Below are 22,318 nucleotides of genomic sequence, written 5' to 3'. Positions count from 1 at the left end.
GGAAAGGTGAAAAATCAAGGTATTGAAATTGAATTCAATTCCGTCAATATTAAAACCAATCATTTTCAATGGTCTACTGCACTCAATTTTTCTGCAAACAGAAATCGGCTATTAGAACTTGGCGGAGAACCATTTCAATACAATTATGGGGAACGGAATGAAGTTTATGCAGCTATCGTCGGACAACCTGCAATACAGTTTTTTGGTTATAAAACAGATGGGATCTGGACTTCGCAGGCACAAATTGATGCTGCCAAAGCAAGCGGGCAAACTTCTTCCCTATCCAAATATTATGCACCAGGAGGTTTGAAATTTGCAGATGTAAATGGAGATAATAAGATTGATGTAAACGACAGGACAACAATCGGAAGTCCCTTTCCTGATTTCACCTGGGGGATAAACAACTCCTTTAAATATAAAGGTTTCTCGATCTCAATATTATGATTCAGGGTGTGCAAGGCGGAAAGATCATCAATGGAGATGCTAATTACAACGAATCAAGAAGATACAACGAGAAATTCAATGAGAACAGATGGATTAGTGCCGCTCATCCTGGTGACGGAAAAACACCATATTATACAAATGGCGAAAACTGGCTTTTAACGGACTATGTGATTGAAAGCGGCTCATATGCCGCTTTAAGGAATGTAATACTGGGTTATACATTACCAGCAAAAATTATTAAAAAACTAGGTGTAAGCAGTATCAGGGTATACAGTTCTGCTGATAATTTATTTTATCTGACTGGAAGCTCTTATCGCGGTATAAACCCTGAAGCAAGAACCACCTCTTCTCAATACTCCTCTCCTTTAGTAGATGGCTATCAGCGTGGTGCTTTTCCTATTTCCCGTACGTTCACCTTTGGTATAGATGTTAATTTTTAATTAAGACATAAGATGAAGAACCTCAACTACATAACCGCAGGGAATACTTTGTTTCAGCATGGTATCCTGCAAAAAAGTCATCGACATTGATCCAATTTCTAATGTAGGAGTTGATAATTTTTATAAAACATACGAACAAACTAAAACCGCATTAACAGGAAGTTATAATGGGATGCAAAAGCCATTGGAATTTGAATGGATGCTGACCGATCTGCGTACTGACAATTCCAAGCAAGGAGTAGCAAACAGTTCGGCAGCGATCAACTTTGAGTTTAATGATCTGGATATGTTTACACTTAATTCTTCACATGATAAGGTTTATCAATACTGGCTGGTTAGCTATAAAAACATAAGATCTATCAATTACGTATTGAGGAGCCTGGGTGTAGCCTATACTGCCGGGAAAACTACTGTGGGTGAAGGAACAGCAAAAATGACTCCTGAACAAAGGAATCAGCTGGCTGGCGAAGCTTTGTTTTTACGCGCCTATCATTACTTTAACCTGGTTCGTCTATACGGGGGTGTATTTCTGATCACTGATCGGTAGATCCGGAACAGTCAAAAGGAATAAACAGGGTGACACTTGCCGAATGTTATCAAATGATTGAAGCGGATCTTCTGGCTGCTAAAGATTTATTATCTCCAGCAGCATTTACACCTTCAAGCAATGCTGATGCTGGCCGTGCAAATACATGGGCAGCCAAAGCTTTATTAGCCAAAGTATATCTGACCACGAATAAACAAGCCTCAGCCCTCCCTTTATTAGATGATATCATCAGCAATAGCGGCTACGGCTTACTACCGTCTTTTGCAGATGTATTTTCTATTAACAATGAGATGAACAAAGAAATACTATTTGCTGTAAGATTTAAGGCTGGCGGTTTAGGCCTCGGTAATATGATGGCCAATAACTTTGCCCCGACATCAAGCGGAAGTACAGTTGTTAATGGTGATGGCAGCGGTTATAATTTCCCTACCAACGATCTTGACCTGACTTATAAAACAACTATAGCCGGAGCTATTGACAACCGTAAAGCAGTGACGATGGCTAAATATTCTGCTAAGCTTTATGTGAAGAAGTTCATTTCTCCTGTACTGGTGAAATTTGATGCAGAAAATGATTTTCCGGTAATCAGATATGCTGATGTCTTATTGATGAAAGCTGAGGCCCTGGGTTTTGGAAATACAGCAATCGATCTGATCAATCAGGTTAGATCAAGAGCTGGAGCAATAACTTATACTTCCGGCGATTTTAACACAGGTTTTTACAAATATCCAACTGATACGGGAAGCCCAAATGCAATAACAAATGAAAGTCAATTCCTGGCTGCTTTATTAAATGAAAGAAGATTAGAGTTCGCCTTTGAAAACCAGCGTTTTTTTGATCTGGTAAGGACTGGACAAGCAATCCCGGTGATTAAAAATCATTTTGCAATTGAATTTGATTCTCACTATAAAAACTACAGACCAGCATTTACACTCGCTGAGCTACAAGCGAACCTGACTCAAGAGAAATTACTGCTGCCTATACCGCAGCGTGAACTGGATGCAAACGATCAGATAAAAATCACTCAGAACCCTGGTTATTAATAGATATGATTATGAAGAACTTTTATTTAATAGTCCTTATAGCGGCTGGTTTTTTATTTCTGAACAGTTGTAAAAAAGATAAAACCACCACTGCTGATACAATGGATGTACTCACCACAAAAGAGTTTACTTTCAATACAGCCATCGGACAAACAGGCCCTGACACTATTCTAAATGGAGAATTGAACTCTGCAATCGGGATCAGATTAATCTATTTTTATCTCATGCGCAGCAATACAACGGATTCCCTGATTTACAGAGATACTCCGGCAGAGGAGAACAGGAATCACTATAATTTTTCCATTCCGACCAAAAGTTTCTCTTCTGCAAAACTTGCAAAGGTTACCGGTATCAGGGTAATGGTTAAACATATAGACAATTCCTCATTTGAGGGTTTTATCAGGATGACTGCTTTCACTCCTCCTATGCCTGTATTAGCCAGCATTCCAGAACTCTGCTTCCTGATGAGACAGGTAAAGCCGTAATTAAAGGAAAGGCAAGTTCTGAAAATGGTTTAAAACTGATTGAGATTTATGATGACTATAAAGGTGTTTTTTTGAAAAGGCCGATCAGATTATGCTAACCAATAATGAAAAAACATATGATCTGAATTATAGTTATACTTATCGGAAGAATGCTGGCAAGATCAAAATAGTAATCATTGATAATTTCGGACTAAAAGCCGAGGCTCTGATCAGTATGCCCGTCAAATCATATATTCTATATAAGGAGCTGACGATGATGGCTAACGGAACTGCATCAGCACCATCTCCAAGTAGTTTCTTTACCGGTGAAACAGGGAGTTTACTGGGGAGTTGCACAATTAGTGGTCAGGAGCAAAAAGTGGATTTTGTTACTTACTGTTCCAGTACATCTGTATTCACCATATACGGTCCGGCAAATACAACTACAATTTCGAAGAACTATAAATGCAATACACAAATCTGGGAACCCGATCCGGCAAACCTTAAAGCGACTAAATTTCGGGTGCTTATCCCCGGGACAGCAGAAACTGACAGGATTTATACAGCTTATGCTGCAAATGCAATTACCGCATTAGATGATAAATTCTTTGAGGGAATTGTCGCTCCGGGAAGCAGTACAGTGAAGTTTGATGCAATTGCAACCAACCAGGGAGCTAATACTTTTAATCTGACTACAGCCTATCTGATCTGGATTCGTGTACCTAAACAAGACGGGACATTTACAAATCAGCTGATGAAAGCAACGAATGTAGTTATCGGAGCTTCTGTAGCTACCTCAACAATTAAATTTGACATACTCGTATCCAAATAATCTGTAAACACCTATATTATAGCTTACATCACGTTTTAATTAATAATAGCCTATGAAACCGTTAACGCTATGCTTATTGCTTTTTTTAAGTTTAAAAGGCTTTGCAAACTCTATCCTGGTCAATAACCCGCAGGAGCTAATGGCGGCCGTTTCAAAAAGCCAGACCGGGCGATATCATCTTATTAAAAGATAAGGAATGGCAAAACGCAGCTTTGCAGCTTAACGGCAGGGGAACTGCAACAAAGCCGATTACAATTATGCCGCAAACAACCGGAGGAGTAATCTTTACCGGTCAATCTTACCTGCAACTGGGTGGTGAATATCTGGTTGTTAAAGATTTACATTTCAAAAATGGGTACACCCCTAAAAGAGAAGTGATTTCTTTTAGAATCAGTGACGCAGTTCTTGCTAATCACTGCAGAGTTACTGGAATTGTAATCGAAAACTACAGTCAGCCAGAAAGGTTTAAATCAGATACTTGGATTACCTTTTATGGTAAAAACAACCGTATTGACCATTCTACTTTCGTTGATAAATTAAATGTTGGCCCGGTGATGATTGCCGAGCTCAATGATGAACGCAGTCAGCAAAACTACCATAGTATAGACAATAACTATTTCAAAGGCAGGCCCCGCCTGGGCTCCAATGGTGGTGAACTATCAGAATTGGTGTTTCAAGATACTCGTTAACTGCTTCCAGAACCAACATAGCTCACAATCTCTTTGAACGCTGTAATGGAGAAGTAGAAGTTGTCTCAATCAAATCGGGTGAAAACCGGGTATGTTTTAATACATTTTTAGAATGTGAAGGCGGATTAGTATTAAGACACGGATCTGATAATGTAGTAGAGGGTAATTTTTTCATTGGCAACAACAAACCATTTACTGGTGGCGTAAGAGTAATCAATCCACGGCAAAAGGTATTTAATAATGTATTCTATCAATTGCAAGGGACGAATTTCAGAGCTCCTCTTGCTGTTCTAAACGGAGTTCCAAATTCATTGATCAACAGATATTATCAAGTTAAGGATGCATTGATTGAACGAAATACTTTTGTCAACTGTGCAAATATTCTATTTGGTGCGGGTAAAGATGCCGAACGAACACTGGCCCCAGAAAATGTCTTGTTTAAAAAGAATCTGATCGTAACAGAAAGAGAAGAAATCTATACCGATGCAAATAGCAACAAGGAAATGACTCCTTCCAGTGATAAAGGAATTATTTTCTCTGAAAATGGTTTAGGAAATAACTATAAAGGGAAAGCCCCTGATGGGTTTATCAAAACTAAAGTAAACACACGTCAGACCGACGATATTACCTTACCATATAGTACCTTATATGGAGCAGAGCTCAAAGACTTAAAAGTTATAAAACAAGAAAATACAGGAGCGAACTGGTATCATCCTGAAGTGAAAAAAGCCTTAAGAAAACCTAAAAGCACTTTTTTAAATGCAACTCAAAGTTCTTTATTGGCTGTGACAATTAAAAAGGCAATTGCAGGTGATACGATTGTATTAACTGATACCGGATTTTACAAATTGGAAGAGGGACTCGTAATTGATAAAACCCTGGTACTGGTGGCCGCTCCAGGTTTAATGAACAGGCCCATTTTTATAAATACCTCCTTCAAAGCCATGCCAGCATTCATCAGCATTGAAAATGGTGGTAATCTGACCGTCCAAAACATTGCCTTCAAAGGTACTTATGAAAGCTTCGCTGCTGCGGATGCAGGAATCAGATCTACAGATAAACCGATGAATAAACCCTATAAGGTTACTATTGACGGTTGCGAATTCTACGATTACAATGAAAGTACCAATAGTGGTTTTTCGGGATCAAAGAGCACACTTGCTGATAGTTTGGTCGTAAACAACTCTATCTTCCATCATATGTCAGGTACAGGAATTGATCTCTCGGCTGAGAAAGATGATAAAGGCATTTACAATGCCGAATATACATCGATCAGCAATTGCACGTTTACAAATCTGCTGGGTACAGCAATTAATGTTTATCGGGGCGGAAATGATGAAAGTACTTTAGGCCCATTTGTAAAAATAGATCACTGCACTTTTAATGAAGTAGAAAACAGGGAACAGGGATCGGCAGTAAAATTAATTGGTGCGCAACAGGTTTCCATCAAAAACAGTAATTTTTCTCGTATAGCGGTCAGGGAGGCAGATCAATCCAGTTTCAGGAATACAGATGGGATAATATCATAGTTGATAATTGCAATTTCTACGAATCAGGGAAAGTAGAGTCTTTTTATCAGAAGGTTTTGGGTCATCATATTTATCATGTAAAACCAACCTATACTGATATAGAAAAACTTAATCTGTCATGGAGAGACGCCTCTCCTGCTTCAACTGATCAATTCAAAATTGGCGTTAATTAAACACATACTGTATGAAGAAAATGACATATCTGTTTATTTCATTATTGCTATTGACTTATAGTTTTAAAATTCAGGCACAAACTTTCACCCAATCGGCTAAAGATCAAATACAGTTAAAACTACCGGCTGAAATTCTGGAGTTGAACAATTGGAAGCTAAACGTTCCGGAAGGGATTAAAACTCCCGGCAAATCTGACGAATACAGACAGCCTGAACTCAAAACTTATCATAACGACAATTGGTTCTTTGTAAACAAAACTGAAGATGCGGTAGTGTTTAGAGCCACGACGGGTGGTACAACAACTATCGGGTCAGGTTATCCCCGTTCAGAACTCAGAGAAATGATAAATGATGGCAAAAAAAAAATGCATCATGGTCTTCATCGACAGGTACACATACGCTATTTATTGAACAAAGCATTATCCATCTCCCTGCAAAAAAACCACATATAGTAATTGGTCAGATCCATGATGATAAAGATGATGTGATTGTTTTCAGATTAGAGAAAAACAAACTTTTTGTGAAGATGGGTGATGAAAAAGGGGCAGTATTAGATGATAATTATCAATTAGGAACCCGTTTTACAGTCATGTTTAAAGTAAGCGGCGATCAGACTGAATGTTTCTATAATGGAGAGCTGAAATTCATCTACCCTAAGGTTTTCAGCAATGCTTATTTTAAAGCAGGTGCTTACGTACAGTCATCCTGCCAGGGAAAAAGAAAAGTTGAAGGCGAATCGTGTGAAGCATTCGGCGCAGTTGAAATTTACAAAGTATGGATAAAACACGAATAACTTAATAACAGACAACATATATGAATAAGAAAGTACTCTGTTTTGGAGAGTTATTATTAAGGATCTGCCCGGACTCAACAAGTAACTGGCTAAAATCAAATCATGTACCCGCTTATATAGGAGGAGCAGAAGCTAATGTTGCAACAGCACTTGCAAAATGGAATATTCCCACAGCATATTTAACAGCATTACCTGAAAATGAGATGAGCAGACAAATCAATGCTTATTTGCAACAGAAGGGAATAGATACAGATCGTTCTCTTTATTTAGGTGACCGTATAGGGGTCTACTACCTTCCAATGGGTGTTGATATGAAAAACGCAGAGGTCATTTATGACCGCAAGCACTCTTCTTTTTCAGAGCTAAAGAAAAACAGTATTGACTGGGAACAAATCTTTGAGGGAATCAGCTGGTTTCATTTCTCCGCAATTTGTCCTGCCATCAATGAAGAAGTAGCCGGATTATGTAAAGAAGCCCTGATTATGGCAGAAAAAATGGGTGTTAGTATTTCTCTTGATCTGAATTATAGGGCCAAACTCTGGAAATACGAAAAAAAGCCTGTAGAAATAATGAGAAACCTGGCCACGCATTGCCGGTTGATTATGGGAAATATCTGGGCAGCAGAATTAATGCTTGGCATATCTGTAGCGGATAAAATTCTGCTCAATAATAAAGATTTCTGTTTGCAGCAGGCAGAAAAAACCTCACTGGTTATTCAGCAGAGTTTCCCTGCTTGTGAAGCTGTTGCCAATACTTTCAGATTCGACAAAGGGGAAGGTATTCAGTACTATACTACGCTGTTTACAACAAATAACTTATATACTTCACAAGAATATAATGCTCAGAAAGTGACCAATAAGGTAGGTAGTGGTGATTGTTATATGGCAGGATTAATCTATGGTTTTTATCATGGTCATCCCCCGCAGGAAATTGTAGAATTTGCAACTGCCGCTGCTTATCATAAATTATTTATCACAAGCGATTCTACATTCTACAGATATGACTGTGAATCAAATTAACAAAAATTTAAATCGGTCCGTATGAAACAGCTTATTATTGACACCCTATTAACAGGTAAATTACTTCCTTTATTTTATCAGGATAATGCAGAAACGAGTATAAATATAATTAGAACACTCTATAAAGCAGGTATTAGAATCGTAGAATATACGAATCGCGGTGATCAGGCTTTAGCTAATTTCAAGCAATTAAAGGAAGTTCAAATTACAGAAATGCCCGGTTTATACTTAGGCATTGGTACAATAAAATCTGCAAAAGAGGCCGCCGACTTTATTGCCATTGGGGCAGATTTCATCGTATCTCCTATCGTAAATCCAGCTGTTGCCGGATTATGTGATCAGCATGATTTACTTTGGATCCCAGGCTGTATGACACCTACAGAAATCTATACAGCACAACAATTGAATGCGCCTGTTATCAAATTATTCCCAGCAAATATATTAGGCCCGGCCTTTATGTCCTCCATCAGGGAGTTATTCAGAGGCCAGCTTTTCATCCCTACAGGAGGTGTAGAAATTACTGAAGGAAACCTCGAAGAATGGTTCAGTGCTGGTGTATGTGCAGTAGGTATGGGTTCTAAATTGATTACAATGGAAATTGTGTCAAACAGAAATTATCACGAACTATATATGCTGACAAAAAAGGCTTTGAGTATGATAAAAAATACCAGGCTACAATCTTTGCAAATCTAAATCCTGAAAATCAAAACTGAAATCAATACTTGGGGAAATGCCTCTCATTTTGATGCTTTGCGCTTTCCCTTCTTCGTCAAGACTAAAGATTGCGAAAGCATCTGCATTCATGTCTTTATAATCCCATTTAATTGCAAAAGAATTTGCCTTATAAAAGGACATCGGGCCTGTAAGTTTTGGTGAACGATACGATTTAAACCATAACTGGTTACCCTTTAGAAAAATTTCTACCTTACCAAACCATTTATCAGCATAAATGCCAATATAGCCAGCCGGATCGATCTTTTTCTTACTGGAAGCAGCAACCACTTTCCAAACTTCTTTAGACACCCCATTCACATCAAACTTCTCATCTTCCGACCGTTTGTAAATTAAATCGATCCAATGGTTATCATCTAATCCCAGATAGCTATCTGCAAGGGTATTAGTCACCGCAGAGAATAACAAAGCCCCACCAGGATCTGTATTGGTTAAGACAATAATACCCAGGTTTAAATCAGGATACATTGTGGTAAGTGATAACATACCAGGCAGTCCTCCGCTATGTGTAACATGAAAATAACCTTTCTTATCTGACAAGAACCAACCCAAGCCGTAGCCGCTAAAATGAGTATTATAACGCGGGAAGGAATTAAAGTCCATTGGAGTGTGGATTTCCCACATTTCTTTATGGTTATTTTCTGAAAAAAGACGTTTATCAAGCTGATCACCGTACTTTCCTTTATTCAAGTGCACAAGCATCCATTTGCATATATCATCAGAACTGGAGTAAATACCCCCCTGCAGCACCGTTAATCTGATCCCTAAAACTTTCTATTTGCCGAAGTGTACCATTTTCTTCTGTATGCGGCATTGCCAGATTACTTTTATCCTTCATCAATGCTAAGGAAGCGTAGCTATGCTCCATATCCAAAGGCTTGATGATGCGACTTTGAACAAATTCTCCCCAGCTCATGCCGCTAACTTTAGCAATCACCTCCCCGGCTACTAAATATAAGAGATTATCGTAATCAAATTTAGTTCTGAAAGCAGACTGGGGTTTGAAATATTGAAAACTTGAATACACATCTTTTATCGTAAAATCACTCCCATCAGGAAAAAGCATTAAGTCACCTACGCCCAGTCCTAAACCACTGCGATGTGTCAGTAAATCCTGGATATTGAAGTTTTCAGTTACATAATCACTATACATTTTGAACCCCGGAACATGATCTTTAACTTTATCAGTCCAGGATAGCTTTCCTTCATCAACTAAAATAGAAAGTGCTGTTGTGTGGTAAATGCCTTGCTATTGGACGCTATAGCAAACTGGGTACGCGCATCAACTTTTTCTTTGGTTATAGTTGATTTAACACCATAACCTTTACTATATAAAACCTTACCATCCTTTACAATTCCAACTGCAACACCTGCCACATTAAACCTCTTCATTGCATTCTCTACCAGGGAATCTATTTTATTTGGTGAAAGTTGTGCATAGGTCAGATTACTCCATGACATTGCTGAGACTAAGAGAAGAATTAGTTTATAATCCGGCTGCTTCATTGCTTAATGATTAAGTTTATTATCCCCTAAGATGTGCAATTATTTTATCATCTGCCAGTATAAACTCAAAATTCATAAACACCGGCTATCGTTTTACTTTGTGATGGGGTGATAGTTAAGCAACCGATCTTCCTTTTGCTTTATTATCAGCAAAAGTATCCCATGTTAGATGATATCTGTTTTATCTACTTCCTTTTCTTATGGAAATATATTCCGGAAACAAAGAATAAACCTTAGAAGAAATTGAACAGGAATTGCTTTCCTGAGCTAAATCTAAAACATTCCTGTTTCCGGAAATCTATATATTTATTTTGCTGCCGCCTTCATCTTTTACAGTTTCTCTTCGGTATGCGGAGAGAATTTAATATCAGAATCTTCAACAAGCTCCTTATCAAGAATCCCTTTATAATGTGAGAATGCTCTGAAACCTGCTTCACCATGGTAATGAGATAGAAACGAAATATATACTAAATTAGTTTTGAACGGTAGTGGTATTTCCACCTCTTCCTTTGCTATTAAATGCTCTGAGTTTAATCAACCCCTTTTCTTTAAGTGGTTTAGTGTATAATTTATCTTTAGCAGAAGGTTCTTTTCCATTTATGGTGTAATAAATATTAAAACCAGGGAATTCAGTATTACCATATACCTCGCCATCAGTAATCTTTATACCTACTGGCGGGATACGGTAATTCCATCCTCCTTCATCTAATTTAGGGAACTCAATCAGACCAACTCTGGTCTTAAAGTCTGCATAACTATCCTGATAAGCCGACTCCGATTTCGCAGCATCTTTTTCCAGTGCCCATTCAGGGTCTTTTGCCCATGCTCTTTCTGCAAAGCCGACCAGTCTTGGCAAAAGCATAAATTCAAGCAGTTCATTATCTCTTATTTTTTTCTGACCATAAAGCAGCTTTTAAACCTAAGATATTAGACTTCCCGAAATCTGTTAAACGATCCTTGCCAATAAATAAAGATTTAGTAATCGGTGCGCCTCTATTATTCTCTTTTGCATTTTTATAATAATCATAAGGGATAAAAGAAAAAAGCTTTTCCATATTCACAAAACCGGCCCAATAATGCCCTGGTTCAGTTAGTGAGCGGTCATAAGCCATGTCCAGATAAAAATTACTTGAGCAGGTTAAAACGACCTTATATCCGCCATTAGCCAATCGGTATGGCAGATCTTCTGTTCCTCCACCAATTACATTATTCCAGACATCAAGCTGCACGGGATCATTTGCAAATAAAGGATTTGGAACCATCAGTTTATTCCCATCTAAATAGGTTTTCATCATCCCAAATTCTTCCCAGCCAGAAAGTATAATCCCTTTAGGCTTTAATAAAGCTTGTAATTTCCCTACATAATAACTCCAGAGGTCATCAGTAGATTTCATTTTTGCTTGTTTGACCAATTCAAGACACAATGGTGATTTCTCCCAGACTCCTTGTGGCACCTCATCTCCACCAAAGTGAATTGTAGTTAAAGGAACTCCTGCAGTACGGTACATGTCCTGCAAACTTTCTGTAATCTTATTCAAAAAAGTATAAACTGAAGGTAATGCCACGCAGACAATATTATCATTCCAATACTGTGCAGAACTATAAACAGATTTATCATTGATATCCCTTAACAGATATTTTTCTGCCTCGGCACGCATTCCTTTAGCCATAAATCTGCTGTAACGCGTATCCATTGCTTTAATCGCAGCCCTGGCATGCCCTGGTGTTTCGATCTCTGGAATCACCTGTATATGTCTTTTTGCAGCATACTTTAAGATTTCAATAAAATCAGCTGTACTGTAAAATGCTTTATTCAGCACTTCTGTAGTATCCGGACCAGAGCTATAGGTTGGTTGAAGAGATTTTTCATTGGTTAAGGTATGCCCTCTTTTCGCCCCGATTTCTGTCAGCTCAGGGAGCTCAGGGATTGCCAGTCTCCAGCCTTCATCATCAGTAATGTGAAAATGGAATACGTTTAACTTATATAAAGCCATGAGATCCAGTATACGCAATACCTCTTCTTTAGGATGAAAATTACGTGCCACATCAAGCATTAATGCTCTATACTTAAAACGGGGCGCATCTTTAATCGACACACAGGAAACAAGGACAGCCTTTTCCCCTTTTGCCGGATTATTAGCTAAAAGCAAAGATTTTAAAGATTGCAAACCGGAAAATATGCCATCTGCATGACCAGCAGAAATGGTGATAGCCTGTGCCGTAATTTTCCAGCTGATATTCACCTTCAGGCAAATTGGTTTTAATCAGTTGAATGCTTTTTTCTTTTAAAGTGCCAGAAGAAACTACGGGCTTAATTTTAAACAAGCCAAACAACTCATTTGACAGGTAATCAGCTTCCTTTTTAAATTCAGGATCGCTGATAATTGCTGTTGCCGCGTTTACAGAAAAGTTCCCTGAGCGAGCTTCATAGAATACCGGCGTAGGAAGAAGCTTTACCAGTGTACTTTTATCCTTAGCTGTAAAATTACTGTTCTTATTATAAGTATCTAAAGGAGAAACGACATTTTTAAGATATCGTTCTACTGGTTCGACCACATAATGATCAATTTTAATTCCCTTGTCTGGCATATTATCCCACACCAGGTATAAACCACCCGGAGCATCAGCAAAATTCACAATTTCATCATTGGCCGGAATGTCAAGGACAACAGAATCGCCTTTATTGATCTCCTTAAAATCTTTGCCGGGCCTGATTCGGAAAAGATCTCCATTTACCTGTTCAACAATGATTTGCCCGGTAGTCTTTACCTCTATCTCTTTCATAGAATTGAAATAAAGACTCCAGTTACTGGCAGGAAACTTTTGTGCTGCCTTGTTTGAAAAGGTAAGTAATGAAAGTGATTGTTTGTTACCGCTGGATTGATGCGCTTTGAATGTCCATTTGACATGGAGATCCTTTACAGGGTAAGAAGTGCCTTCTTTTTGCGCCGTTGCGGCCAAAGGAAGGAGGAAAGCAATTAGTAAACATTGTTTTAATCTCATTTGATTTTTTAATTTGGGGAACTAAAAACGAGCAATAACAGGAAAAATTAATTACTTGAGCTGCATTGCTGTTTTCGAAAGAGGGTTGATTATGAAACTTTAATTATTCGTTTATAAATTTATTATTTTATCGGTAATAATCTAATTAAAATATAATAATCCTCACGGGAGGATTTGGTTCATAAAGTATTACAGATAATTTATAAATTGCACAGCTTAATAAAACAATAATGATGATGAAAAAAATCTGTTTTGACTCTTTGTATGCTTTTGGGAATGATATTTTTTGCCAAGGCGCAAAAAGCACCTCCTACCGCTTCCGAAATGGCTACTAAAAGTATAGAGGCTATGGATAAAAAGTTAAAATTAAATCCAACACAGAAAAATGTAATTTATAATTATACACTGGATTTGTGTAAGGAGCAAGTGGCCTTATCTAAAAAACAGCAAACTGGAATGTATAATGAAGATGATATTTCTAAATTCTACAGGATGCAGAATGAAACGACTAAGAATATAAGAAATATCCTAAAAGGTGAACAGCAGACTCAATATGATCAATATTTAGAAGAGATGCTGCGTGGCGGAGATAAGAAAAAGAAAAAAGGAAAACATTCAAAAGAAGAGGAAGAAGTAGTTACCGGTATTGATGGTTTAAAACTACCACCAGCAAGTAATCTTTAGTATTGATTGAAGATCTTTATAAGAAAAAATGCCGCTTGTTAAATAACGAGCGGCATTTTTTCTTATAAAGATTTCACATCTTTTACACAGCGAAAACCAATATGATCAGAGGCAGATCTGTAGTCCCCTTTACCCCTGGTTCCTACCATATAACGCGTACAATATTGTTCAGTACATAAGAAAGAGCCTCCTCTTTGTACTTTCTTTTTAATCCCAGGTTCATCCGGGTCAAATCCTTCGGATGGCCCATTGGGATTTTTCGTAACCTGTTTCTCTGATGATTCATAGAAATCAGCACGATACCAATCATTACACCACTCCCAAACATTACCAGCCATATCATATAAGCCATAACCATTGGCTGGAAAACTTTTCACAGGTGCAATCCCCACATAACCATCGGCAGCAGAATCTTTATCAGGAAAATTACCTTCAAATATATTGGCCATCCACTTACCACCAGGTTTTAAAGAATTTCCCCAGGTATAAAGCTTACCAGACAATCCTCCCCTGGCGGCAAATTCCCATTCCGCTTCTGTAGGGAGCCGTTTACCTGCCCATTTAGCATACGCAGCAGCATCCTCCCAGCAAACCTGTGCAACCGGGTAATTATCTTTACCAATGATATTACTTTTCTGACCTTCCGGGTGCCTCCAGTTTGCACCTTTCAAATAGGCCCACCACTGAAAATAGTTATCAAGCGGAACAGATTCTTTTGGAGGTGTAAAAACAAGCGAGCCAGCCACTAAATTTTCCGGAGCCGCATCTGGAAATTCTTCTTTCGTTGGTTTCTGCTCAGCTACTGTCACATAACCAGTTGCTTTAACGAATTCAGCAAACTGTCTGTTTGTTACCTCGGTAACATCCATATAAAAAGCATCTATGTGCACCCTGTGAACTGGCCTGGCATCATTCATTCGTTCCTTTCCGCCACCATCCATTCCAACAGAATTTACCCCTCCCATACTAAATTCACCTCCGTTAATATATTTCATACCTGCTTGCTCAGTCATTCCTGAAACAGGTTTGTCAAAAAAAGTTTCCCTTAAACTCTTTTCCACCACCCTGCATAAACAGGAGACTATCTGATCGGGTAAAACCCGTTGGCCTGCACATAGCAGCCCCATTTTCCGGAAATGTCTTCATTTTAAGCAATGAGACACTTTCGACATGCATGTTTTCGGATTGCGCGATTTTATTCTGCTCTTTATTTCTGCAAGACTGTAAAAGGAGAAGTGATATACAAACGAGTTCAAATTTAAGGCGCATCTTATAACTAGTTAAAAACCGAATTTACATAAATATGGTTCATTTAAGGCATATTCATAAGTTGAAATAAATCCAGTACCTGAATTATTGGGTACTGGATTTATGATCTAATAAAACCGAACCTGTTTGGAAGATTTCAATCCCCCTACTACATTGACTAAAGTGTCAATTTCAGCGCAAGTATTGTAAAATGCTAGCGAAGGCCTTACGGTAGCCTCCACTCCAAATCTCCTCAAAATAGGTTGTGCACAATGGTGTCCTGAACGTACCGCAATACCTTCCCGGCTCAATTCTTCACCTACTTCGGCCGTAGTAAATCCGTCCAATACAAAAGACAAAACACTGGTTTTATTTTTCGCAGTTCCGATTGGCCTCAATCCTGGTATTTGTGCCAGTTTCTTAATGGCATATTCCAACAAGTAATGTTCATACTGGTAAATATTGTCAATACCTATTTTCTGTACATAATCAATTGCAGCACCTAAACCAACTGCATCAGCAATATTCCCTGTCCCAGCTTCAAAACGAGCTGGAGCTTTATGAAACTGAGTTTGCTCAAAAGTAACATCCTGAATCATATTTCCCCCCCCCTGATAAGGCTGGGTACTGTTCAGCAAATCTTCTTTGCCATACAAAATGCCAATTCCTGTAGGTCCAAAAACTTTATGACCGGAGAAAACAAACCAGTCCGCGTTCAGATCCTGTACATCAGTCCGGATATGAGAAACTGATTGGGCACCGTCTGCCAGTACTTTTGCACCCGCGGCATGTGCCATATCTACAATTTGTTTTGCGGGGGTTATTGTACCCAAAGCATTTGAAACCAGCGTAAAAGAGACTAATTTGGTTCTCGGATTGAGTAATTTAGCATATTCATCCAATAACACCTGTCCATCATCATCAACAGGAATTACCTGTATTTTCAATCCCTTCTTTTTAGCAAGTAACTGCCAGGGAACGATATTGGCATGATGTTCCAGATGGGTCAGAATAATTTCGTCTCCCTGCTGAAGATATTCATCCCCCCAGCTACCAGCAACCAGGTTAATCGCTTCAGTTGTCCCACGGACAAATACGATTTCATTGGATGAACGCGCATTTATAAAACGTTGTACCTTTTGCCTTGCCCCTTCATAAGCATCCGTTGAACGGGCTGCTAATTCATGCGCGGCACGATGAATATTAGAGTTTTCGTGCTCGTAAAAATAATTCAGCCGTTCAATTACCTGTCTTGGCTTCTGCGTAGTAGCTGCATTATCAAGCCAGATCAGCGCGTTTTGCCATTTACCTGTTCTGAAAGGATCGGAAAATCATTCCGTACCAGATTCACATTAAACGAAGGATGCGATTTTCCGGTTACAATCCCACTCCCATAACGGCCAGCTGGGTTGTTATCCCCTGCACCTGCCGAAGAAACAAACTGAATCCCTGATGAAAAATAATAAGAACTCTCACTTAAAACCCCTGAAGGATTAAAAGGCAATTGAGCCGAAGGGCTATATATACTTACTGACGCCAGAGCTTTTTGCAACTCCTTTTCATAAGGCTGATCTGATTCAAAAGGTAAAGCAAACAATGAACTCCCTTGAAAGGGATTTGGCGTCTGCTCATAACTTTTAAAATTTCCAGAAGGCCCTCCGCTTCCGGCCGTAGATACCGGCACATGTCCAAGGCCAAGACCATTGGAATCCGGCAAACTGGTTTGCGGCTCTGACAAATCAATCGCATTTCCCTGGTAAATAGCCGAGGGTGAATGGTTAAAATTCTCTTCCTGAATGAATTTGATTATTGCTATGCGGAAGAATCTCTGGTGAAGGCAAAGTTGCTGCACTATAGGTTCCCGGTAATGCAGAAAAATATGCATTCGCCAGCTTTTCTAAGGCATGCACATCTGGTAACCCTTGCGGATTATTAGTTGCATTACTCATCTTTAATATTTATAAACGTGATATTTATTGATTTCTACCTCTTCCAGTACAGCAATCGCATCATCGACCAAAACAGCTAATGAGCAGTATAAAGACACCAGGTATGAGGCTATCGCTTTCTCGTTAATGCCCATGAAACGGACAGATAATCCAGGTGATTGTTCTCCTGGCAGATCAGGCTGATAAAGTCCAACCACGCCCTGACGGCTTTCTCCTGTACGAATCAGTAATATTTTAGTCTTGTTATCTTCAATGGGCACTTTATCCGAAGGGATTAATGGAATACCTCTCCAGGTAATAAATTGTGAACCAAACAGGGAGACTGTTGGAGGTGGAACACCTCTGCGTGTACATTCACGACCAAATGCAGCAATAGCAAGCGGGTGAAGCAAGAAAAAACCTGGTTCTTTCCAAACCTTAGTAAGCAGTTCATCCAGATCATCGGGAGTTGGTGCACCACTTCGGGTAACAATACGCTGCGAAGGAACGATACTATGTAACAAGCCGTATTCCTTATTATTAATCAGCTCGCTTTCCTGTCTTTCTTTAATGGCTTCGATAGTTAACCTTAACTGTTCGCTGATCTGGTTATAAGGTTTACTGTACAAATCTGAAACCCTCGTATGTACATCCAGTACAGTATTAACCGCACTCAAAAGATACTCACGTGGTTGTTCTACGTAATCAACAAAGGTATTGGGTAATACCCGTTCATCTCTGTTTGAACAATCCACATCTACTGACTCTCCTTCTTTTACTTTATTTACTCTGTAAATACCCGATTCTACAGGATTCCAGCTTAATAAATGTGGCAGCCATCTAGGCGTAATCCAGGGTGCTTGTGGTACGGTACGGGTTGCAATAGCCAACGGCCTTGCTGCTACATCATTTAATGCAGTTTGTTGTGTGTTTTTAACTTGTCCAGCCATGTTTTATAGATTTTATATTTCTTGTAAATCAAATATAATAACATAATCTACTAATTTAGTAGATTATTAAAACAAGGATGATAATCATCAATTTGGCTTGATCTTCTCAGTAATTTCTTTGAGTGAATTTGTGGGTTTTATAAAGTTGTAATCGTCCCAATAACCTTCTTTATAGTCTTTTACATACTTTTTGAAAACATAATCGCGTGGCATCACTAAATTCTTCTCATATTTTCCTTCCGGGACTTTATTCACTTTCGAAATAAACATTTCAGCATTAATATATAAGTTACCTTCCAAATGCTGATACCTGGCTTTAAAATGATGTGCCGTTACAATTTTATAGAAATAAGGATACCACTTGTGATCAATTTTGATATACCTTTCACTGAATTCTTCATTAAGCTTCTTTATACTGTAACCTAACAGGCTAAATACCGGCCTTGCCAAAAATGAGATATCGGCTTTAGCATAATCAATCCCTTTAGGGCTTAAAGCAAAATCAAGAGAGGTAATTGCATAACTGCTTTTGATAATAACCATTGTTCCTTTATATAAAGCTTGTTTGACTCCGTCTTTCTGATCAAACCTGATTAGCCAGGCTTCTTCTCCGTCAGAAATTGTTGAGCCTGCTATTTCAAATTGATAGCTCTTAAAATAGTCTTTACCTAAAACATGCACCGGATTTTTAATGATATCACTTAACAGAATATCATAAGGAGCGCCGTCTACACTCAGGCGTAAAGGATTATTAACTTCTTTCTCCCCTACCTTTTTAAGATTCCTCTCTTTACTTATGATGATCAGATCTTCTTTATTACTGTTATATCCATGATTTAGAATATTCAGCGAGGCCTCAGCGAAAGAAAGATAATTCGTATCCACCTTTCCCGCTTCACGATAAAACGCTTTCATTTCAAAAAAGGCTGGGTATCATAATTTTCGGGTATATTTTTTATCGCCTGCCGGATAACAGATTCTGCATTAATCACCCTGATTACGACTTCATTTAGATTTACTACAGCGGGCTCTAACCTGATTTTCATATTTGTATGCAAAGCCGATAATGCAATTCTAAGATTTTTATAGCCTATATAGGAAACAAGCAGTGAGTCTTTATCAGTAGTTTGTTCATATTTAAATACAAATCCGCCATCAGCATTTGTCATAGTTCCTGCCTGGCCTGCAACCCTTAAACTCACATAAGGTAAGGTAACATTCTGCTCATCCACCACTACACCATCAATTTCATGGTGTTTTTGGGCAAAAACGATATTACCACTTAAAAGAGTAGTCATTAAAAACAAAATTGGCTTATTCATACAGCTATATTTTAAAGAGAAACGGGTACAATTCAAAGATCTCTATTCTACTTGTTAAAAAAATGTTAACCCAAGTTAAATAATGTTAAAATATATTTCTATAAAAAATGAAATCATATATTTCAGCAGAGCACAAATAAGCTCAAAAATAGAAATCATTAATTATCATGAAGAAAACTGCTACTTAAATATTAATATAGATGGTCAGTTCGATCCATACTTTCACCATTAATTCATCAGTGAATGCAGAACTTTCTGCAAATTATCAATCAGCACAGGTATTTGGAACTTATATCACAAAACCAATATATGTTATAGATCTGGGGATCAGTAAATCATTTGCGAACAAAAAAGCCAATATTAAATTATCAGCAAGCGATCTGTTTAACACCAGGCAAATTAATGTTAAAAGCGCCCATACCATTACAAGACTACAATCTTACCCAAAAACAGGAAAGCCGGATCTACAGACTTTCATTTTCTTACAACTTTGGAAGCAGTGGCGTTAAAGCAGTGAGAGAGCGGTCTAACAGCTCATCTAATGAACAAAAAAGGGCAAAATCCGGAAATTAAAATCAAAAAACCTGTTAATTCAAATTAACAGGTTTTTTGATAGGGCTATCAGCTATTTATCTGCTATTAGAGTGATTTGCCTGCTGCTTTTCATATTTTTCTAATTGAGTTTTCAATTTAGATATTTCCTGTTTTAACTGACGGTTTTCCAGATAAAAATAAATTGCGAAACCAAGGAATATTTTCCCCAGAATAAATACGCCTATAAATAACCATCTCCATATTTTATGCACACGCATATGACTGGACGAGGCATCTACTTCAATAAACTGACCGCTTTTACGATGTTCACTACCTTTTCTGTTTGGAGGTCTTCTTATTGGCATAGACTCAAAATGTGGTCTTTCGGCCAGTTCATTAAGCTGCGTTTCAATTTTTAGCCAGGTACCTGGCGGAGGAATAATAGCCATCTGTTCCGCTATGCGTTCCATATCTATTTCCAAATACTGCAGCGCGTCTTGTATTTGCGGATGCTTTGCTTTAAGATATATCAGTTCCCTGGTTTCCGCTTCTGAGGCTGAGCCTAATACATACGCTTCCAGTATTCCGCTTTCTATGTATTCGTTAATTTTCACAGCTGTTCCTCATTATTGTGAAAGCCTCTTTTAAAGTCTTCCTGGTTGATTCTTCTGTTTTATTCAATTCCTTTGAAATTGCTTCAATTGATTTTCCGTAGTAATAAACGCCGTAAAATATTTCATGTTGTTCTTCCGAAAAGAGGTCAGGATATTTAATGTGTGAATCAGATCCCACTGCCCCCTTTATTTCCAAATCCTGAATAAATTCCCCGGAATTCATTAACTGATTTAATTTGTTTTGAGCAAATCTTTGCAGCTGACACCAACTATTTGTATTATCCCAATCTATTTCATTAAAATGCTGTGAGAGATCACAGAATATTTTCACGAGGTACTCTTCGGCTAAGTTGCGGTCCTTTACAATTTCAAAAATATAACCTAACAGCATACTTGCATGCCTGTCATACAGCATGCTTATACTTGCCCGTTTATTTTCTATTAATGCTTGTGGTTGGTTCAGTTTTCAGCATAATTATGGTTTTCATTAAAAATTATAGCATATACAAGCTTAATTCTAATGAGCTTCTGTTTTGTAAAACCTAATTTAGGTAAAATTTAGCTTAATTAAAGAAATATATCTCTTTAAAATAAAAATATAATCCATAAAAAACCTGTCACTGTGACTAACAAGGCATTAAAAGCATTTTAATGCTTTTTTTTTTTTTAATTTTAAAGCGCAAATTTATTTCCCGTATCAGAGAAATATAATCTTCTGATCCTGTTTAAAATTACGTTTCAAGTCTAAAAAAAATCAATTATCAGACATATTTCAATGTTATTCAATATAAATTGCCGCTTTAGGTAAAATAAAACGTTTTTTCAACCCGAAAGAATCATCAAAGCCCTGAAACACAATTCGGCCACGATTATAGATTTTTCATCAGTCTGATTGATGCTTATCTACCTTAAATATTCAGCAAAAAAAGGGTAAAAATATAGCTGTCAGGAATACTATAGAGAGCTATAAGGAATATTTATTTTTTTTAATCATTATAAATAGCTTTTCACACATTCACATCTGGTATTTTTAAATGCTTTTAGCAAAAAAGAAATACATTTAACTCTTAAAATACTTTATATAAATAAAACAAGTATATACCTTTATATCATATACATACCTCTAAAATATGATAGATTAATGTTAGTAAAACATAGTACATATACTTCCTGGAGCGATGCACAATTGATGGCATCAATGACGGCTGGTGACAGGGCTGCTTTCGATGAAATTTACGAAAGGTACTGGAAGAAGCTTTACAATGAAAGCTTTAAGAGACTCAGAAGTATGGAACAGGTAGAAGAGCTTGTTCAATCTGTCTTTGTCGATCTATGGACAAAGAAAGAAAGGAAAAATGTTCAAAACATCTATGCCTATCTTGTAACTGCTGTTCGTTACCAGGTATACATGCTATATAAAAAAGGTAAGACACTCCCCCAGTTTGAAGAACCTCTGGAACACATGGCGTCTCTTACAATAGTGCTGATTCTTTATTAAATGAAAAAGAAATCAGAAGTTACATTGCAATCTGGTTAGCCTTGCAGCCAGAAAAAAGAGGGGAAATATTCAGAATGAAGTTTATGGACGAATGCACTACAAAAGAGATCAGCGAGAGGTTAGGCATAAGCCAGAAAACAGTTCAAAACCAGATTATCACCAGCCACACTAGTTTGAGACAGTTTTTAAAAAAAAAATGGTGATGCTTACTGTAATGTAAAACAAATAAAATACACTAGATTCGGCCTTCATTAAAAATTAGGCATGATTAGTGACTTCCTGAAAAAATTCAATGTATTAACAGCTATTGAAATCGATGATTTTCT

General features: G+C 37.8%; 31 protein-coding genes and 1 pseudogene. 15 read left to right on the top strand and 17 right to left on the bottom strand.

Annotated features, from left to right (window positions below; all coding sequences use genetic code 11):
• Positions 1 to 6: 6 nt before the first annotated feature.
• The 11 genes and pseudogenes from ACWYN3_RS06665 (at position 7) to ACWYN3_RS06615 (ending at position 8,666) form a co-directional block, all read left to right on the top strand.
• Entirely contained in the window at positions 7 to 444 is a 438-nt protein-coding gene (locus ACWYN3_RS06665) for a hypothetical protein (RefSeq protein ID WP_456220428.1), read from the top strand.
• The gene (locus ACWYN3_RS06660) at positions 441 to 884 is read left to right on the top strand and encodes a hypothetical protein (protein ID WP_456220427.1); all 444 of its coding nucleotides are present in this window, start codon (positions 441 to 443) and stop codon (positions 882 to 884) included. Before ACWYN3_RS06665 ends, ACWYN3_RS06660 begins: the two co-directional genes overlap by 4 nt.
• Before the next feature lie 58 nt (positions 885 to 942).
• Positions 943 to 1,431, top strand: coding sequence for a RagB/SusD family nutrient uptake outer membrane protein (locus ACWYN3_RS06655; RefSeq protein WP_456220426.1), 489 nt, complete (start codon positions 943 to 945; stop codon positions 1,429 to 1,431).
• Positions 1,432 to 1,484: 53 nt separating this feature from the next.
• Complete coding sequence (locus tag ACWYN3_RS06650; RefSeq protein ID WP_456220425.1) at positions 1,485 to 2,474, top strand: RagB/SusD family nutrient uptake outer membrane protein; 990 nt, start codon at positions 1,485 to 1,487, stop codon at positions 2,472 to 2,474.
• Between the two features lie 11 nt (positions 2,475 to 2,485).
• Positions 2,486 to 2,959, top strand: a complete 474-nt coding sequence (locus ACWYN3_RS06645) for a hypothetical protein (protein WP_456220424.1) — start codon at positions 2,486 to 2,488, stop codon at positions 2,957 to 2,959.
• A 91-nt stretch (positions 2,960 to 3,050) separates the two neighbouring features.
• Positions 3,051 to 3,770: a hypothetical protein gene (locus ACWYN3_RS06640; RefSeq protein WP_456220423.1), complete on the top strand. Its 720-nt coding sequence runs from the start codon at positions 3,051 to 3,053 to the stop codon at positions 3,768 to 3,770.
• Positions 3,771 to 3,982: 212 nt separating this feature from the next.
• Positions 3,983 to 5,988: pseudogene (locus ACWYN3_RS06635) on the top strand (chondroitinase-B domain-containing protein).
• A gap of 184 nt (positions 5,989 to 6,172) precedes the next feature.
• Complete coding sequence (locus ACWYN3_RS06630) at positions 6,173 to 6,613, top strand: polysaccharide lyase family 7 protein (protein ID WP_456220422.1); 441 nt, start codon at positions 6,173 to 6,175, stop codon at positions 6,611 to 6,613.
• Positions 6,568 to 6,954, top strand: coding sequence for a polysaccharide lyase family 7 protein (locus tag ACWYN3_RS06625; protein ID WP_456222911.1), 387 nt, complete (start codon positions 6,568 to 6,570; stop codon positions 6,952 to 6,954). Before ACWYN3_RS06630 ends, ACWYN3_RS06625 begins: the two co-directional genes overlap by 46 nt.
• Before the next feature lie 20 nt (positions 6,955 to 6,974).
• Positions 6,975 to 7,973 (top strand): PfkB family carbohydrate kinase, encoded by a 999-nt coding sequence (locus ACWYN3_RS06620; RefSeq protein WP_456220421.1) that lies wholly within the window; start codon positions 6,975 to 6,977, stop codon positions 7,971 to 7,973.
• Positions 7,974 to 7,994: 21 nt separating this feature from the next.
• Positions 7,995 to 8,666, top strand: coding sequence for a bifunctional 4-hydroxy-2-oxoglutarate aldolase/2-dehydro-3-deoxy-phosphogluconate aldolase (locus tag ACWYN3_RS06615; RefSeq protein ID WP_456220420.1), 672 nt, complete (start codon positions 7,995 to 7,997; stop codon positions 8,664 to 8,666).
• Here the strand turns inward: ACWYN3_RS06615 and ACWYN3_RS06610 are convergent.
• The 7 genes from ACWYN3_RS06610 to ACWYN3_RS06580 form a co-directional block, all read right to left on the bottom strand.
• Positions 8,646 to 9,407 carry a DUF3471 domain-containing protein gene (locus ACWYN3_RS06610; protein ID WP_456220419.1) on the bottom strand — a complete coding sequence of 254 codons (762 nt, stop codon included), beginning with the start codon at positions 9,405 to 9,407 and terminating at the stop codon, positions 8,646 to 8,648. The two genes, ACWYN3_RS06615 and ACWYN3_RS06610, sit on opposite strands and share 21 nt — an antisense overlap.
• A gap of 16 nt (positions 9,408 to 9,423) precedes the next feature.
• Positions 9,424 to 9,924, bottom strand: a complete 501-nt coding sequence (locus tag ACWYN3_RS06605; RefSeq protein ID WP_456222910.1) for a serine hydrolase domain-containing protein — start codon at positions 9,922 to 9,924, stop codon at positions 9,424 to 9,426.
• A complete protein-coding gene (locus ACWYN3_RS06600) occupies positions 9,918 to 10,211 on the bottom strand; it encodes a serine hydrolase (protein ID WP_456220418.1) in 294 nt (97 codons plus the stop codon). Before ACWYN3_RS06600 ends, ACWYN3_RS06605 begins: the two co-directional genes overlap by 7 nt.
• A gap of 330 nt (positions 10,212 to 10,541) precedes the next feature.
• On the bottom strand, positions 10,542 to 10,712 hold the full coding sequence (locus ACWYN3_RS06595; protein WP_456220417.1) for a hypothetical protein: 171 nt from the start codon (positions 10,710 to 10,712) through the stop codon (positions 10,542 to 10,544).
• A complete protein-coding gene (locus ACWYN3_RS06590; protein WP_456220416.1) occupies positions 10,684 to 11,073 on the bottom strand; it encodes a chitobiase/beta-hexosaminidase C-terminal domain-containing protein in 390 nt (129 codons plus the stop codon). Before ACWYN3_RS06590 ends, ACWYN3_RS06595 begins: the two co-directional genes overlap by 29 nt.
• Positions 11,074 to 11,089: 16 nt before the next feature.
• Positions 11,090 to 12,454, bottom strand: a complete 1,365-nt coding sequence (locus ACWYN3_RS06585; RefSeq protein ID WP_456220415.1) for a family 20 glycosylhydrolase — start codon at positions 12,452 to 12,454, stop codon at positions 11,090 to 11,092.
• Positions 12,348 to 13,214, bottom strand: a complete 867-nt coding sequence (locus ACWYN3_RS06580; RefSeq protein ID WP_456220414.1) for a carbohydate-binding domain-containing protein — start codon at positions 13,212 to 13,214, stop codon at positions 12,348 to 12,350. The genes ACWYN3_RS06585 and ACWYN3_RS06580 overlap by 107 nt, the downstream gene beginning before the upstream one ends.
• 276 nt (positions 13,215 to 13,490) lie before the next feature.
• Here ACWYN3_RS06580 and ACWYN3_RS06575 point away from each other — a divergent pair, with 276 nt between their 5' ends.
• The gene (locus ACWYN3_RS06575) at positions 13,491 to 13,898 is read left to right on the top strand and encodes a hypothetical protein (protein ID WP_456220413.1); all 408 of its coding nucleotides are present in this window, start codon (positions 13,491 to 13,493) and stop codon (positions 13,896 to 13,898) included.
• A 62-nt stretch (positions 13,899 to 13,960) separates the two neighbouring features.
• Here the strand turns inward: ACWYN3_RS06575 and ACWYN3_RS06570 are convergent, their stop codons facing one another.
• The 8 genes from ACWYN3_RS06570 to ACWYN3_RS06535 form a co-directional block, all read right to left on the bottom strand.
• Entirely contained in the window at positions 13,961 to 14,959 is a 999-nt protein-coding gene (locus ACWYN3_RS06570) for a formylglycine-generating enzyme family protein (protein ID WP_456220412.1), read from the bottom strand.
• Complete coding sequence (locus ACWYN3_RS06565) at positions 14,928 to 15,167, bottom strand: hypothetical protein (RefSeq protein ID WP_456220411.1); 240 nt, start codon at positions 15,165 to 15,167, stop codon at positions 14,928 to 14,930. The genes ACWYN3_RS06570 and ACWYN3_RS06565 overlap by 32 nt, the downstream gene beginning before the upstream one ends.
• Before the next feature lie 107 nt (positions 15,168 to 15,274).
• The gene (locus ACWYN3_RS06560) at positions 15,275 to 16,390 is read right to left on the bottom strand and encodes a SufS family cysteine desulfurase (protein WP_456222909.1); all 1,116 of its coding nucleotides are present in this window, start codon (positions 16,388 to 16,390) and stop codon (positions 15,275 to 15,277) included.
• A 44-nt stretch (positions 16,391 to 16,434) separates the two neighbouring features.
• Complete coding sequence (locus tag ACWYN3_RS06555) at positions 16,435 to 16,884, bottom strand: hypothetical protein (RefSeq protein ID WP_456220410.1); 450 nt, start codon at positions 16,882 to 16,884, stop codon at positions 16,435 to 16,437.
• Positions 16,885 to 16,924: 40 nt separating this feature from the next.
• Positions 16,925 to 17,095, bottom strand: coding sequence for a hypothetical protein (locus ACWYN3_RS06550; protein WP_456220409.1), 171 nt, complete (start codon positions 17,093 to 17,095; stop codon positions 16,925 to 16,927).
• A gap of 2 nt (positions 17,096 to 17,097) precedes the next feature.
• On the bottom strand, positions 17,098 to 18,024 hold the full coding sequence (locus ACWYN3_RS06545; protein WP_456220408.1) for a family 2A encapsulin nanocompartment shell protein: 927 nt from the start codon (positions 18,022 to 18,024) through the stop codon (positions 17,098 to 17,100).
• A gap of 87 nt (positions 18,025 to 18,111) precedes the next feature.
• A complete protein-coding gene (locus tag ACWYN3_RS06540) occupies positions 18,112 to 18,939 on the bottom strand; it encodes a hypothetical protein (protein WP_456220407.1) in 828 nt (275 codons plus the stop codon).
• Positions 18,936 to 19,346: a carboxypeptidase-like regulatory domain-containing protein gene (locus tag ACWYN3_RS06535; protein WP_456220406.1), complete on the bottom strand. Its 411-nt coding sequence runs from the start codon at positions 19,344 to 19,346 to the stop codon at positions 18,936 to 18,938. The genes ACWYN3_RS06540 and ACWYN3_RS06535 overlap by 4 nt, the downstream gene beginning before the upstream one ends.
• Positions 19,347 to 19,546: 200 nt before the next feature.
• Between ACWYN3_RS06535 and ACWYN3_RS06530 the strand changes: the two genes are divergently transcribed.
• Positions 19,547 to 19,855, top strand: coding sequence for an outer membrane beta-barrel protein (locus tag ACWYN3_RS06530; RefSeq protein ID WP_456220405.1), 309 nt, complete (start codon positions 19,547 to 19,549; stop codon positions 19,853 to 19,855).
• A 120-nt stretch (positions 19,856 to 19,975) separates the two neighbouring features.
• Here the strand turns inward: ACWYN3_RS06530 and ACWYN3_RS06525 are convergent, their stop codons facing one another.
• Positions 19,976 to 20,494, bottom strand: coding sequence for a hypothetical protein (locus ACWYN3_RS06525; protein ID WP_456220404.1), 519 nt, complete (start codon positions 20,492 to 20,494; stop codon positions 19,976 to 19,978).
• Positions 20,484 to 20,885, bottom strand: a complete 402-nt coding sequence (locus tag ACWYN3_RS06520) for a hypothetical protein (RefSeq protein WP_456220403.1) — start codon at positions 20,883 to 20,885, stop codon at positions 20,484 to 20,486. Before ACWYN3_RS06520 ends, ACWYN3_RS06525 begins: the two co-directional genes overlap by 11 nt.
• 750 nt (positions 20,886 to 21,635) lie before the next feature.
• On the opposite strand from ACWYN3_RS06520, the gene ACWYN3_RS06515 reads away from it, so the two are divergent.
• Both ACWYN3_RS06515 and ACWYN3_RS06510 read left to right on the top strand, forming a co-directional pair.
• Positions 21,636 to 21,992 (top strand): RNA polymerase sigma factor, encoded by a 357-nt coding sequence (locus ACWYN3_RS06515; protein ID WP_456220402.1) that lies wholly within the window; start codon positions 21,636 to 21,638, stop codon positions 21,990 to 21,992.
• A 41-nt stretch (positions 21,993 to 22,033) separates the two neighbouring features.
• Positions 22,034 to 22,195: an RNA polymerase sigma factor gene (locus ACWYN3_RS06510; protein WP_456220401.1), complete on the top strand. Its 162-nt coding sequence runs from the start codon at positions 22,034 to 22,036 to the stop codon at positions 22,193 to 22,195.
• Positions 22,196 to 22,318: the final 123 nt, after the last annotated feature.

The sequence above is a fragment of the Pedobacter sp. NJ-S-72 genome (genome assembly GCF_053890575.1).
Note: the sequence above shows the minus strand (reverse complement) of the source record. Positions and strands in the feature narration are given on the sequence as shown.